Consider the following 14,112-nt stretch of genomic DNA (forward strand, 5'->3'; position numbering starts at 1 on the left):
AATGTCGGGCAGGGGCAGCCTCCACGGGGGGTGCAGGGCAGGCGGCAGCCGGGCGTCCCGGCCGTGGAGTCGCCGTCACGGGTGCGGCGTTCGCGCAGGAAGCGGCCGATGCGGCCGCTCTCCCTGGCGCAGGCGCCGGTGGCGGGGCGGACCTTCGAGCGCGCCGCGGGCGGCGAGGGGCCGGCTGGGCCGGGCCTTCGGTTCTGCCGTCCTCCGCTTCGGGTGTTTCCGCGATGAGTCGGGAATTCGGTCCCTCCGGTCCCTTCCCGTGGCACGTTCCTACTGTGACCTGCTGTCTTCGGTGAGGGCCGACAGCGAGGGAAGAGGTCCGGGCCCTGGCCGGCCGGCGAGTAGAGCGCGTCTGTGCGCCTGGGCGTGAATCTTGCGGATGCCGGATCGTGTGCGGTTCAGGGTGCGCGAGAGGTCGGCCAGCACCTCTGACGCCTCACTGAGCCGGCTGTCCAGACCGGGGGCGAGCGACTGCCGCTTCTCGTCCGCGCAGTACGTGGATCCGATGGACGCGCATGTCGAGACCAGCTCCGCCATCAGGCCCTCGAAGGCATGGATGTCGTCGGCCGTGAAGCCGTGGGACGGGTGCGGCCGGGCCGGATCCGCGTCCTCGGCCCGGAAGCGGGGAGAGCTCTGCCGGGCCGGCCGGCCCGGCAGAGCTGCTCCGGTCGCCGCCGTGGCGTCGTCGGCGCCCACGGTGTCCGGGCGGAAGGAGGCGGCACCGCCCGGGACGCCGGGGGTGAGGTCCTGTGGGACCTGATCGGCGCCCCCGCCGGCGTGGACGGTGGAGGCGACGGGGGCGAGGGCGACGACCAGTGTCCCGGCCGAGCGGTCCAGCGTCGCGGCGCAGTCCGATGCGTTGTCGCCGAGGGCGACCCAGTGGGCCAGGCGGTCCTCCCGGCCGGCGAGTTCGAGGGGGTTCACCCGGTTGTCGAGGTGCTGTGTGAGCACCGAGCGCTCGACCTTGGCGTGCGGCCCGGGGTCGCCGAAGGCCAGCTCTCCGACGCGGCCCCGGGTCGCGGGGTACGCGAAATGGACGGCGGCCGCTTTCTGACGGGTCGGCGCCAAGGCGGGCGGTTCACCGTTCGCCAGGTCGGCGGCCACCTGCGGCAGGCTGATTCCGGTGGCTCGTTTGACGAGGAGCGGGATCAGGTCGCCGGCCGGGTGGGCACCGACGTCCATCACACAGGGGCCCCGAGAGGTGCATGCCATCTCGATGTGCAGGACGCCCGGCGCGATGCCCAGCGCGTGCGCGGTGCGGTCCACCGTCTGCCTGAGCTGGCGGTTGTGGAGGAGTTCGTCGTGGGCGTAGACGCCATGGCGTATCGCCTGCCGTGCGGGGGCAGGGCCGACGGTGGTGCGGGTGACGGCGACGAGCCGGGTCTCGCCGTCCTCCAGGACGACGGCCTCGGCCCAGATGCGGGGTCCGCTCAGGTGCTCCTCCACCAGTACGGTGTCCGGGTGCGGGTCGCCGCCGGGGACGGCCTGCCGGAACCTGGCACAGAGGTCCATGACGTCGCTTCGGCTGTGCGCCGGCCCGACGGCGCCGTCGGGCCTCCCGGACCATCTCAGATCGACCGGGTATCCGATGGCGTCCGCGTGCAGGGCCGCCGATTCCGCGTCATGGGCCACCGCCCACCGGGGCTGGAGCACGTCCGGCCCCAGAAGGCGGCGGACCGCCGCCGGCGAACTGCACGCCGCCAGGGCGTGAGCTCCGGATGCCCGCGGCAGCCGGCTCCGGACGAACTGCGCGGCGGTGGCGAGGTGCTGCCGCTCCATGGCGAGGACCCCGCCCACTTCGTCGTGGGCGGCGAACCTCCGCAAGGTCTCCAGCGCGGCGGGCTGATCGGTCAGATCCACCGTCAGATGCTGTGCGAGGTAAGGACGTACCCAGTTCGGCACGTTCATGTCCGCCAGCACGACGGGGTGGGCCGCTGCGATCTGGGCCACCGTGAACTCGGCGTAGGCAGCCGGACCTCCGACTCCGAGGAGCAGCAGTGGCTTGGGCATGTGCACACCTCCGGGGCGGTCGAGCGGCCTGCGGGGTGGGCCCGTGCGCTGCGGTCCAGCCCTCGAAGGCCCCGGTCGCCCAGCACATGGCGATGCGGGTCAGGTCTGGTCCGCCGCGCATGAGACGGGCGACGCCGGCCTTCCGTCGGCCGTACAGGCTGCAAGCAGTCGTCTTCGGTCGAGCCGCGGGAGAGGGTCAGCTGTGGCCGTGTGGTCGGCGGGAGCCGGTTTCGTTCTCCTCCGGGCGGTCCGGCCGGCCTCGTGGGCCGACCGGACTTCAACGATAGTGGAGATCGACGGACGAGGCCGCTCATAACTCGCCACAATTGTTGAACACAAAGGCGGCGGTGCTCCCGTGGACGGCCGCTTCAGCCGTCGGCTGCCGCTACCGGATCCGCCGGTTCACGCCGGTGTGACGGACTCAGCGCCGAGCCAGCACGCGAGCGGTGCGCATGAGCACGCGAGGGCTGGTCAGAGCGCGGGGGTGCTTGCGCATGTTGACGACACCCATGAACTCCCGGTTCACCATGGGGTCGAGCACGGAAGCCTCGACCACCTTGTCCCCCGCCCAGCGGATCAGCCGATAGCCGGGAGGATAGGGACCGGTGACATGGGGCTGGGCGAGGTCGGCGGTCGCCGACACCTGCCACGCCGCGTCGACGACGACCGCGAGTCTGCGGAAGTGGTCCCACGCCGGCAGACGGGGTGAGGCGCCCGACCGCAGGTGCGCCGACAGCGAGGAGGCCCCGAGCGCGGCCAGGGTCAGGCCCTGGCCGTAGGCGGGATTCACGGAGGCGACGGCGTCTCCCAGGGCGACCAGCCCTCCTGGGAAGCGAGTGAGACGGGAGTAGTTGCGCTTCCGGCTCTCACGGAAGCGGAAGGTCTCGATGTCTCCCTCCATGCGGCAGTTCTCGGCGACTTCGCGCAAGGGGGCGACACATCGCTTCATGCGCCGCAGGAACTCCTCCGGCTCCCGGCCGGGCCGGTGGTCGCCGTAACCGACCACGACGACCGACCATCGGTCGCCCTCGACGGCCACGAGCCCCGCGGGCTCGCTCAGATGCTGCTGGTAACCGCTGGCAGGGCCTGGCGCGGCATGCGCGATCACGGTGCCGGGAAGTTCGTCGCCGCGGTGGAAGGAGGCGGTGGCATAGCCCAGGTCGACCTGCATGCGGTCCGTCGGCGCGGGCGCCCATCCGTGCTCCGCCAGCCAGCTGCCGAGCCGGCTGGAACGGCCCGTGGCATCCACCACCAGGTCCGCGTCCAGTTCCTCCACGGTCGCGTCGGACTCCTGCGCCTGCGACGCGGAGAAGCGCACACCGACGACGCGGTCGCCGTGGAACAGCAGTCCGCGCGCCCGCCCCCGCAGCGTGGTGACGTTGCCGAGTGCCAGTACGCGGCGGCGTACGTGTTCCTCCAGGAACGGGCGGGTCGCTCCGACCATCGTGTTGTCGGGCACGCAGGGCTTGAGCACACCGTCCAGGTAGTACTGCAGGGCAGGTCCGGTTCCCAGCCGGGCGCCACCGGCGACCAGGTCGTCGGTCAGGCCGGGGAACCAGCGTTCCAGCTGCGTGTGGCCCATCGAGAGCAGGGCGTGCAGCTGTCGCCGGTGAGGCGCACCGTGGCCCGGATCGTCCGCGGTGTCGGGTTCGAGGACGACCACTTCCTCCGCGTGGTCGGCCAGGACCCGTGCCGAGAGCAGGCCCGCCCAGCTTCCGCCCATCACCATGGCTCGTCGCACTGAAGTCCCCTCGTCCGTGGGCGTGTTCGCCCGTTGTCGCGGCCGTCCCGCGACCGCTGCTTCCCGTGACCCTGGTGCGATGCCGTGGCGGAGCCCGTGTTCTGCGTCCGCTTCAGCGCTTCGGCGACGAGGGGATGCGACAGCGCTCCGGAGACACGGAGCAGCCGGTCGCGCTCCTGTGCGGCCGGGGTGTCGTCGCCGGGGAGAGGGACCGGCGGTTCGCCGGAGGGGCCGGGCCGGGTGTACCGGCCGCCCTGCTCCTGCCGCTCGGCGTGCAGTCTTCGGACGGCATCGCACAGTGCCGCCGCGGTCGCGGCCGCCGGCACGTCCTGTTCCTTCAGGGGCGCCCAGTCCGGACGGGACGGATGCTCATGGAGGTGACGCACCGCCTCCATCGGAGCCGCGGACACCCAGGGCCTCAGGGCGCGCATTCCGTCCAGGATCTCGATCACACGCCGATGCAGCCGGAAGCTCACGTTCATGGTGGGCCGGCCGTCGTGGACGGAACCGCCGCTCAGGGCGAGGTCCTGGTCGACCCTGGCGACGGCCAGGTCCCACAGGGGCTGCAGTGCCTTGTAGTCGCGCCGCTCGCGCCGCCACGCGTCGAAGGCCGCCCCGGACAGCCCGTAGTAGAGGATGACGGTGCCGATGCAGCCGCAGGTGGATCCGAGGACTCCCACGGTGTCGAGGCTGTGGTTCCCCACGGCGGCCAGCGCGATGGCGGGGGCGGAGCACACCACGTATCCGAAGACACAGAGCATGGCGAAGGCGAAAGCGCGCAGTGCGTGCTGGATCTGCGGATCGTCGAGTCTCATCGTGCGGCACTGGCGCCATGTGTTCAGCGTGCCGCTGGTCAGCGTCGCCAGGAAGACCGCCAGGAAGAGCAGCACCATGGGGTCGTCGGCGAAGGCGGTGTTGAACCGAAGGGGGTCGGCCGGACCCGAGAGATCGGCGAGCGCGAAGAAGACGATCATCAGGCCCGCGCCGCCGGCGTACCAGCCGCTCCACCTGATCACGGAGTGCCGGAGCCCTGAGGGCTTCTGCCGCAGCAGCGGGTCCCACAGCAAGGTGATCAGGTGCCCCATCGCGAAGCACACCAGGATCCCGACGTAGACGGGCAGTGTGGCGAAACTGGGTCGCCCGGTGATCTCCCCCAGAGTGCGGTAGCCGACCGGCGAGGCGATGACATAGATCAGGGCTCCGCCCAGCTGCATGGAGACCGTCAGAGCCAGGGTGGGTGTCGCATCGCGCAGGAGGGCCAGGGCCTTCCACAGAGCCATCACGAACGCCGTGGCCGCGATGCAGAGATAGACGACGTTGGACAGGCTTTCAGACACCGGTCCTCCGGTGCGCGAGAGCCGACGTCACATAGTCGGTCCGGCGCTCCTGGGTGCGGAGTTCGAGATGTCTCTGGAGCATGACGGTGGCGAAGGTCTCCGCCCGCCGCTCGTGCGACTTCCGGTAGTGCGACCTGCCGAACACCTGGAGGGGACCCGGACCGAGCTCCGGGAGGACCTGCCGGGCCAGCCTGCCCAGGACCTTCTGGACGGGTTCGGGCTTCAGCCCGGGGAACAGATGCCGCACCGCCTCGTCGGGGACGAGCGGTTCGAGGGTGTCGTCCGCCGGGTGCTCCTCCCACAGGTGGAACAGTTCGTGCAGGCTGACATGCAACCGGGTGAGTTCACCGGCTCCGGCGTCGACGACGATGTAGTCCCGGTCCCGGCCGCGGGCGCAGAAGCCGGAGACCTCGGCCGGCAGCGGCACCTCGACGAGGGTGATGGGACGGCCCCGCTTCGCTGCGACGATGTCGACGAGGTCCTGCAGGCTCCGTACGCCTGACAGGCCGATGCTCCGGCGGATGAGCCGCGTCGTCGCCCAGGTGGCGGCGAAGGTGGCCAGCTGATCGTGGACCGGCATCCGTAAGGCGGGGAAGCGGCCTCGGCGGCGGGTCCCGCCCGCTCCGCGCGTGCGGGGCGACCACCGCGCACCGCGTCGTTCCGTTCTCACGTTCTCGCTCATGGGCGGGGGAAGGGCCTGTCCCGCTGCTCGGCCGGCACAAGGGCTCCCCGCGGCAGGAACGTCCGTGCGTCGTCATCCGTGCCGGAGCCCGCGCCCGGCGCTCGCCCCGGCCGGTGAGGACCGAGGACCGGCGAAGGACCGAGGACCGGCGAAGGACCGGGAACGGGCGAAGGAGCGGGGGCCGATGAGGTAAGTGTTGCCCTGGAGACCGTGACCGATATGCGTGGTGGCGCCGTCCTGTCCGTGCATACGCGCATCGAGCCGCGGCACCCCCTGCCCCGTAGTCCGAACGAACGTTCCGGCCCAGATCCTCACCGAAGGTTCCCGCGTCGGTCTACGGGAAAGTTTTTGCACCTGTTCACGCCTCACTCGTCACAGAGCTCACAGCACTTACGGAAGGGAGAGGGAAGGTGGACGCTCGGATCCTGCACCCGCTGACTTGGCTGTTACAGCCGAAACGGGCCGCGATCCCGCCGGAAGAGGTCGGACTGCCGGCCCGTCCGTCCGGCCGGCCGGGCCCGAAGCAGACGGGTCTGACCCAGGCCCAGATGGATCAGCTCCTGAACCGGGCGGAGAAGACGTACGGACGCTTCGAACGCGGCAGGCTCCCCCATCCGCCGGACGATCTCCTGGCCGGGATCGGCCGCCTGCTGCGGCTGAGCACGGACGAGTACACCACGATGTGGCTGTACGCCCGAGGACACCGGCCGACCGTCCCGCTGGGCCCGGAGACCGGCCTGTCGGTGTCCTGCCTCTGGCAGGAGGCGTGCGACGGGCAGAGACACATGATGTACGTGACCGACCTGGCGTGGAACCTCCTCGCCCACAACACCGCCTTCGCCGACATGTTCCGTGACCGCGCGGTCCCGGCCAACACCGCACGGTGGATGCTGCTCTCGGACGAGGCCCGGCACACCCTGACGGGATGGCGCCGGATCTGGGCGCCCTCGGTGTCCGCGCAACTGCGGGCGGCTCTCGCCGAGCACACCGACAACGACGTGCTCCGGAAGATCGATCAGGAGGTGCGGGCGGACCCCGTGGCGGGCCCCATATACCGCCGTCCGGACGTCGCCTCGATCGCCCCGGACGGTGTCGCACGTCCCTTCCGTCATCCGCTGCACGGAGCCGGCACCGTCAAGCTCGTCGCATCCGCGCCGTTCTCGTCTCCGGGTGCCCGGGCCATCGTCGTGATCTTCTCGGCGGACCGGCTCGCGGCGGCCGACTGCCTTGCGGAGCCGCTGAGTCGGCGATGACCGGTCCCCTGCGGTGTGTCGCTCCTCACTGGCTTCTCGAGGCGGGCGGTCCTCAGAATGCAGCTATGAGCGTTCCTTCACAACTGACGGAAATCGCCCCTCTGGTTCATGTCTGGAACGGCGAGCGGATCGGTCGGCGGCCGGATCCGGGGGAGGAACCCGGGGAAGTTCATCAACTATTGTTGAACCATCACACTCCGAGTGCCGCATTCTCCGGCACGAGCGAGCCCCGTTGACACAATTGTGTCAACGGCGTGTAGCGAAAGGCACCCATGACCGGTACCCTCCCCACAACCGCTTGTGTGCGGCCTGCTCCCGCCGACGACGAATCAGGAGAAGGCCCGGCCATGCGTGCCGCCGCTGACGCCTCCGGGGCGGACGACCTCGCACAGGTCGTCGCGTCGATCGACCAACTGCTGTCGTCGCTGGGCATGAGCCGCGACGACCTCGACCTGGACGCGATCTCCTTCCAGACGGCGCTTCCCGTCGACCGGATCCGGCCGCTGCTCGACGGCGAACGGACGGAGCCCGACGACCTGCACGGCACCTTCAGGAGCCGGCTCGTCTTCCTGCGCGAGACGCGCCTGAAGCCTGACGGCAGGCGCTGCACGCTCGAAGAGATCGCGACGGGCACCGGCGTGTCCCACGGCCAGGTCGGATACCTGCTCAACGGCGAACGCAGGCCGGGATTCACGGTTCTCGCCGCCCTGGAGAAGTTCTTCGACGTCAGTCCCGGGTTCTTCACCGCCACACAGTGCCAGGTGCTCTCCAGGGCCCTCCAGCCGGTCCACGAGTCCTTGACCCACCTCGCCCTGCTCAAGGGCAAAGGCATCTCTCAGATCGCACTGCGCAGCAGCATCACTCCAGGTACGTCCGGCCGGCTCGGCCTCGAACTCCGTACCGCGCTGGAGGCGGCCGTCAGCCGGCCCGAGTCCGAGGACCCGGAGGTCCGGGAACTGACCGACACCATGCTGTCCTTGCCGTCGAAGAGCCGTCGTCAGATCCTGCCGCTCGTCAAGGACCTGCTCGGCCTCGTCCGGCCGGGCGACCCCCCTTCCGAGGACGATCCCCGCCCCTGACCCGTCCTCGCCCTGCAAGGCGGCGTCACCGAGACCGTCGTCCTGGAAAGGGACGTGCTCCCCGCCCGGCCGGAACGAGCCGCCGCCGGACGGCACGTCCGTCCGAAGGACGCGGACACCGCGGGGGGCGGACTTCGACGACCCGCCCCGGACACCGCGATGACCGGCCGGCGCCTGTGCGTGTCCTGACCGGGCACCGGTCGGGCACCGTGTCAGCCGGTCCGGTACAGGTACTTCCAGGCGCCGTAGGCGGTGGAGCCGATCCTGCCTGTGCGGTAGTGGCGGGAGGCGGCGGGGCAGGTCCTGTGTCGGGCCTGTCCCGCCGTGGGTCGTTCTTCGGTCAGTCGAGGGGCTCGGTGCCGCTGTCCAGGGGGCGGCCGAGGCGGTGGACGGTGGTGACGGTGGCGGTGTTGGTGCGGTTGCCGTTCTTGTCGATGCCGAAATGGCCGCCGGCTCCGGCCACGGCGTTGTTGCGCAGGGCGTAGAGCTCGTTCCTGACGGCGTAGCGGTTGGGGAGGCCGGCCGTGTCGCCCGCTCCGTTCGCCGCGGCGTTGTGCAGGGCGGTGGCCAGGGTCAGGACGGCGTCGTGGGCGACCAGCGGCCAGTAGCTGCTGGTGAGATGACCGGCGGGGAACTGCACTCCGTGGTGGGAGGCGGTGAAGGCTTTCACGAAGGCGTCGTAGAGGGCGCGGTCGGGGTTGTCGGAGCTGCGGAGCTGGGCCGCGCTGGGGAAGGAGGCGTACAGGACGGTGATGGGGGCGTCTGCGTCGTGGAGTTCGGGTGTCTTGGGATCGAGGGCTGCCGCGTCGGATCCGGTGACAACGGTGATGGGCTGGGTGTGGCAGCTGCGTCTGGCCAGTGCCTTGAGGAAGTCGGGCAGGTACCTGACGCGGGCGGCGTAGTAGACGGTGTCGATCGTCTTGCCGGTGCTGCACAGGTTCTGGCTGATGGTGGGCAGGATGGCCGCGGGTCCGCCGCGGGGGTCGAAGAGGAAGTCGGAGTTCTTCTCGAAGTGCTTCTCGAGGCCGTCGATGGTGCGGAAACCGCGGTTGAGGGATTCGGTGTAGAGGTCCCTGGTCCCGTTGGGCGTCACGGCCGTGCTGACCAGTGCCGCGGTGCGCCGGCGGGTGTCGAGTTCCTTGCTGATGGCGGTGAGCTGGTCCGCGTTGCTGAGAGCGATGCGGGCCAGTCCTTCGATGCGGCCCTTGCGGTCGACGGCGCCGGTGGCGTCGAATCCGTCGGCGGTGATGAGATCGCCGACCATGGGCAGATCGGCGTCGCTCAGCGCCCGGGTGGCGTCGACCGTCTCCTGCTGGCTCAGCCCGAGGCCGGCCACCGCCACCAGGTTGTGCTCCTTCTTCATCCGCTTGAGCTGGGTGACCGTCCGGGCCCACTGCTTCTCGCTGCTGCCCATGTTGGCGACGACCAGCCTGATCTTGGGCCTGCTGTCCTTCTTGTTCTCTTCCTCGACGGCGGTGTAGGCGCCCTCCAGCTCGGCGACGTACTGGCCGATCGTCAGGCTGTCCGCACCCGTGGCGAGCGGGGTCAGGAACGCGAACGTGACATAGTCGCCGGCCTCCGACACGCTGCCGTTCTCGGCGCCGATCGCGGTCATGACCGGCTTGAGGTCGTCGCCGAAGACGGCCGGGTCGTCGCGGCCGTCGGAAATTCCGATGCACTCCTCGTCCACCGTGACCAGGCCGGGGTCGAGGGTGCCGCAGTGCCGCGCCGGGTCCGGCGACGTCGAGGGCTTCGACCGGTCCGGCTCCGGGTCCGGGTCCGGCTGACGCAGCTGCCATACGCCCACACCGGCGGCGAGGGCGATCACGGCACCGGCCGCCACGCCCGCCCACAGTCCGCGGCGGCCCTTCGGCGGCCTCGGGGCGGGCCCGGCGGACCTGGAGGGGGGCCTGTGCGGCGGGGGGACCGACGCCGGGGCCGGCTGGGGCGGCTGCTGGTGCGTCGGCGGCGCCGTCCGGGGCGGCTGCGGCTGCTGCTGGGCCGGTGCCTCGGGCGGCTGCTGATGGGCCGGTGCCTCAGGCGGCTGCTGATGGGCCGGTGCCTCAGGCGGCTGCTGATGCGGCGGCGCCGGTGGTGCCTTCAGCTCCTCCCAGCGTGCGAGCCACGGGGCGAGTTCCCTCCCCCTCAGGCCGCAGGCGCGCAGATAGCTGTCCGTGAAGTCCCTTCTCGGCAGCTCGTCCATCCTGAGGGTGGTGGAGATCGTGGGGGTCGTCAGCCTCATGGGGCTGTCCTCGGCGGTGCTGGCGGTCGCCACGTCGCGTTGGGTGAGGTTCCGGCCCTCGCGTAACTGGACCAGCGCCTCGCGGAATTCCTTCTGGTTGCGCACTCCCGACGGGTCCGGCCACATCCTCTGCCCGCCCTGCTGGTCCTCCGGCGGTCGCGACATCACGCGGCTCCGAAAGAGCCGGCGGGGCGCTGCCCGTTCAGCCGGGAACAGATCTGCGCGGCCGCGGCTCCGGCTGCGACGACCAGGCCGGTGGCGTCGCCTGCCGAGTGTCCGCCGCTCACGAGCACGACCACCACCAGAAGGATCACGCCGTGGACGGTGATCCGGTGGGCGGGTGTGAGCCGGGCTCCGCAGAGGGCCTGGCCCGACGGCCTCGCCCGCCGGCGCTCGTGTCGCGCGGTGCGTGCTGACATTGTCCTCCCCTTCCTGTTTCGGCGAAGGTGCCGACGAAGGCCCGCGAGACGGTTACCGGCCGTGCCGCGGACAGCACCCAGTCAATGCCGTCCGGCCTGCCGGGGTAACCCGATGAACACGACTGGATTTAATCCGAAACATTGCGCACCGCTCAGGGAGCTGCCGTTCTCTTTTCCGTTCGATTTCGAGCTTCTCTTTCGAATCCGGCGGCAGGCGGCAGGAAGGGTCCGGCCCGGGGGTCCGCAAGCCGCGGCAGTGCGGACCCCCGCCGTGCCGGCAGGGAGCCCACGGTCCTTCGACGCACCCCTGAGCTGCCTCTTCTCTGTTCGGAACGCTTCCGAAGCCGAAAGATCTTGCGCAGCGGCCGGGTCGGTGGTGAGCTGATCAAGTGGAACCTCCGCCACCGAATACCGTCGTCCTCCCCTTCCTGGGCCTCGGCAGTAAATCGGCGGAGGGCGAGGGGACTCCTGTTACCGGCGGGGGTCCCCTCGCCCATGACCGCCGGCAGAGAGGTCGGGCGGCCATTCCGGCCCGGTCGGAATAGGGCCCGCCCATGGAATTGCGAATCATTATGATCCCCGGCAGACCCGGTGCGCGACGGCGGCCACGAAGCTGCCGCTCGACCGGGTCGGCCGAGAAAAGCGCCCGACCGAAAGGCCGTGCACCCGGCGGTGGCGGACCTCGGTCCGCCCCGCGCCCGGTGCACGGAGGCAGGCGCCGGTGACCGCCGGCCTCTTCCCCGAGGCGCTGCGCCTGGGATGCGCGGGGCCAGCCCGGCCGGCTCGGGGCTTCGCGTCTCCCCGTACGGGCAGGCTGTCGAACTCGGCGATCGCGCCCGGGACGGCTTGAGGAGTGCGGCTCCGCGGGGCCGGCGGCCGGCGGCGTCAGAGTGTGGCGCAGCCGATCGAGAGCGGCAGACGGGCCGACCAGCGCCCGGAGGTCACGTCGTACGCCTGGGCATGGCCGTTCACCTGTCCGCCGTACGCGGAGCAGTCGATCAGCGTGGTCTTCCGGCCGAAGCTGCCGCCGGCGAAGCCCGTGTGCCTGGTGGCGGTGACGGTGCCGGACCACAGTTCGTGGTTGTCGCTGTCGCGGCGGACGACGAGGCGGACCCGGCCGAAGTCGTAGTGGTCGCCGTTGAGCCGGATGCGCGGGATGTCCTGGTCGCCGGTGCTGGTGCAGGTGTCGCCGTCGCACTTCGGTGACGGGTACCACCGGGACTTCCACAACCGGGTGGACACCCGCCTGTCGTCGGCCCGGGCGTTGTCGTCACGGGCCTGGTCGCGGACCTGCGGTTCGACGCACACGATGTCGCCCCGGTACGCCTCTCGCCAGACATAGCCGGTGGCGCAGGCGTCGGGTCCGTAGCCGTTGTTGCCGGGTGAACGGCGGTCGTCGGCCCGGGCGTTGTCGTCACGGGCCTGGTCACGGACCTGCGGTTCGACGCAGACGTGGTCGGTGGGACGGGCCTCGCGCCAGACGTGGCCCTGCCGGCATGTGTCGGGGCCGTGGTCCCCGGCCAGGCTCCGGATGTCCGAGCCGCCACCCGGTGCGGCCGCGGGCGCCCCGGCTGCACCGGTGTCGTCGCCGCTGCCGTTCCTGGTGCTCTCCTTGGCCTCGCAGGCTGCCCCGGTGGCCGTGAGAAGGCCGACGAGGACGGCCGTGGCCACCCGGCTCCTGACCCGGTACCGGGTCTCGCTGCGGTACATGAATCCCCCTTGAACGGTCTGAGTCTGTTCTTTCATCAGGTGGCTCCGGCTCTCCGTGAGGAACCGTCGGGGCCCGCTCAGCACCGGCCGAGCCCGCCGGCGGCCGGGTCCTCCTGCAGCGCGGTGGCCGTGAGCCAGCCGAAGCCCCCGGACCTGAGGCTGAGTTGCACCCAGGTGTCGCCCTCGGGGCCGTAGTCGTAGCACGTCGCCGGGTACTGGCTTCCCGCTGCCACCTCGCTGACCTCGGGGCTGGTGGACGAGGGGAACTCGTGAACCGGGGCGTCCGCGAGGGTGGTCACCATGGCCTCACCCGTGACCTCGGTCGGCGAGGGGGACTCGGAGGGCGGCTCCGTCCCGGACGGTGTCGTCACAGGTGATTCCGTCCCGGACGGGGTCACCTCCGGTGATTCCGTCCCGGACGGGGTCACCTCCGGTGCCACGGTGAGCGTCACGGTGGTGCCCTCGGGAGCCTGCTCGTCCGCGGCCGGGTCCTGGCCGAGGACCGTGCCGGGAACGGCGCCGCCGGAAGGCCCGTCCTCCGTCCGGACCTGGAACCCCTGTGCCGTGAGGGTGTCCATGGCCTCCTCGACCGGCATGTCCGTCACCGGGGGAACGCGGGTTCCGGGATTCTCACCGTCCTCACCTGGGTCGTACGGCAGTGGTTCGTCGCGTGTGCCGTCGGTTCCGGGAAGCCGTGCGACTCCTGCGTCCTTCCTGTCGACGTCGACCAGCCTGTAGATCCTGACCTCGTCCTCCGTGTCCGTGGGTTCGACCTTGACGATCTTCTCGGGGTTGTACGACTTCCACCTCTTGTTCCTGTCCTTGAATTCGACCTCGGCTCTGTCGACATCGTGCTCGAACGTGCCGAGCGGGTTGCCGCAGCTGCACTGGACGACCGGCCGACCGTTCAGGTCGACCAGGACGGCGATGCCCGCTTCCAGAAGGGCGTCGAAGGGAACCGCCCTGCCTTTCTTGAAGTCGTGGTTCTTCACCAGGGTGTCGTTGCGCAGGAGCACGGGCGTGAGCTTCTTGACGAAGCCCTCGATCTCGCCGGCCTCGATGCCCTGCGCCTCGGCCCACTCCACCGCCTTCTGACGGTTGGCCGGGTCCATGAGGAAACGGACGAGTTCGTTCTTGGCGCAGCTCCTCTTGTTGCGCGACCCGCCGTACAGGCCGGGCCGGTCGCCCTTCTTCGTACCGCCGCCGAGGGCCAGCGCGCCGCTGACCGGAATGTCCATGGCAAGCCTGGCGGCCTCCTCGAAGAAGGGTGCGGCGGCCGGCGCTCCGCGGGCGATCGCCCTGACGGCGACCTTCTTGACCACAGCCCCGCACGCGGTGGTCGTCAGGCCGAGAACGACCGTGACGAGGATCGCCGCCGAGGCGACCCGGACACGCCGGGCACGCCTCGCCCTTCCGGCGCGGGCGGTCCGTCCGGACCGCCCGGTCCCCCGTATGTGTCTCATGTCCGTCCCTCTTCCTGTGGGTCCGATCCGGCAGCCGTGCGGCTTGTGCACGCCGATTGATGCACCCGGTGCACGGCGATCGGTGCCGGTTCGGTCAGGACAGGGGCATTGCTGCTGATGAAGGGCCTATGGTGGCTTTTCCGGTCCGGTCCGGACACCAGGGGGCT

General features: G+C 70.8%; 10 protein-coding genes. 2 read left to right on the plus strand and 8 right to left on the minus strand.

Features of this window, described 5'->3' with window-relative positions:
* Positions 1-279 precede the first annotated feature (279 nt).
* The 4 genes from ACIQGV_RS38225 to ACIQGV_RS38240 all read right to left on the minus strand — a co-directional run bounded on the left by ACIQGV_RS38225 (position 280) and on the right by ACIQGV_RS38240 (position 5,677).
* Complete coding sequence (locus tag ACIQGV_RS38225; RefSeq protein WP_402503755.1) at positions 280-2,019, minus strand: acetyl-CoA carboxylase biotin carboxylase subunit family protein; 1,740 nt, start codon at positions 2,017-2,019, stop codon at positions 280-282.
* A 421-nt stretch (positions 2,020-2,440) separates the two neighbouring features.
* A complete protein-coding gene (locus tag ACIQGV_RS38230; RefSeq protein WP_402503757.1) occupies positions 2,441-3,760 on the minus strand; it encodes an NAD(P)/FAD-dependent oxidoreductase in 1,320 nt (439 codons plus the stop codon).
* Positions 3,742-5,097 carry an MAB_1171c family putative transporter gene (locus tag ACIQGV_RS38235; RefSeq protein ID WP_402503759.1) on the minus strand — a complete coding sequence of 452 codons (1,356 nt, stop codon included), beginning with the start codon at positions 5,095-5,097 and terminating at the stop codon, positions 3,742-3,744. Before ACIQGV_RS38235 ends, ACIQGV_RS38230 begins: the two co-directional genes overlap by 19 nt.
* A complete protein-coding gene (locus ACIQGV_RS38240; protein WP_402503761.1) occupies positions 5,090-5,677 on the minus strand; it encodes a hypothetical protein in 588 nt (195 codons plus the stop codon). The genes ACIQGV_RS38235 and ACIQGV_RS38240 overlap by 8 nt, the downstream gene beginning before the upstream one ends.
* Before the next feature lie 650 nt (positions 5,678-6,327).
* Between ACIQGV_RS38240 and ACIQGV_RS38245 the strand changes: the two genes are divergently transcribed.
* Together ACIQGV_RS38245 and ACIQGV_RS38250 are read left to right on the plus strand one after the other, a co-directional pair.
* Entirely contained in the window at positions 6,328-7,032 is a 705-nt protein-coding gene (locus ACIQGV_RS38245; RefSeq protein ID WP_402503763.1) for an XRE family transcriptional regulator, read from the plus strand.
* 347 nt (positions 7,033-7,379) lie between these two features.
* A complete protein-coding gene (locus ACIQGV_RS38250) occupies positions 7,380-8,111 on the plus strand; it encodes a helix-turn-helix domain-containing protein (protein WP_402503766.1) in 732 nt (243 codons plus the stop codon).
* 340 nt (positions 8,112-8,451) lie between these two features.
* Here ACIQGV_RS38250 and ACIQGV_RS38255 read toward each other — a convergent pair whose 3' ends face one another.
* The 4 genes from ACIQGV_RS38255 to ACIQGV_RS38270 all read right to left on the minus strand — a co-directional run bounded on the left by ACIQGV_RS38255 (position 8,452) and on the right by ACIQGV_RS38270 (position 13,945).
* A complete protein-coding gene (locus tag ACIQGV_RS38255; RefSeq protein ID WP_402503768.1) occupies positions 8,452-10,518 on the minus strand; it encodes an ABC transporter substrate-binding protein in 2,067 nt (688 codons plus the stop codon).
* Complete coding sequence (locus ACIQGV_RS38260; protein WP_402503771.1) at positions 10,518-10,772, minus strand: hypothetical protein; 255 nt, start codon at positions 10,770-10,772, stop codon at positions 10,518-10,520. The genes ACIQGV_RS38255 and ACIQGV_RS38260 overlap by 1 nt, the downstream gene beginning before the upstream one ends.
* An 885-nt stretch (positions 10,773-11,657) precedes the next feature.
* Complete coding sequence (locus ACIQGV_RS38265; RefSeq protein ID WP_402503773.1) at positions 11,658-12,482, minus strand: hypothetical protein; 825 nt, start codon at positions 12,480-12,482, stop codon at positions 11,658-11,660.
* Between the two features lie 77 nt (positions 12,483-12,559).
* Positions 12,560-13,945, minus strand: coding sequence for a DUF6777 domain-containing protein (locus ACIQGV_RS38270; RefSeq protein ID WP_402503775.1), 1,386 nt, complete (start codon positions 13,943-13,945; stop codon positions 12,560-12,562).
* Positions 13,946-14,112 lie beyond the last annotated feature (167 nt).

This window comes from Streptomyces sp. NPDC093094 (assembly GCF_044754345.1).
Classification (GTDB): domain Bacteria; phylum Actinomycetota; class Actinomycetes; order Streptomycetales; family Streptomycetaceae; genus Streptomyces.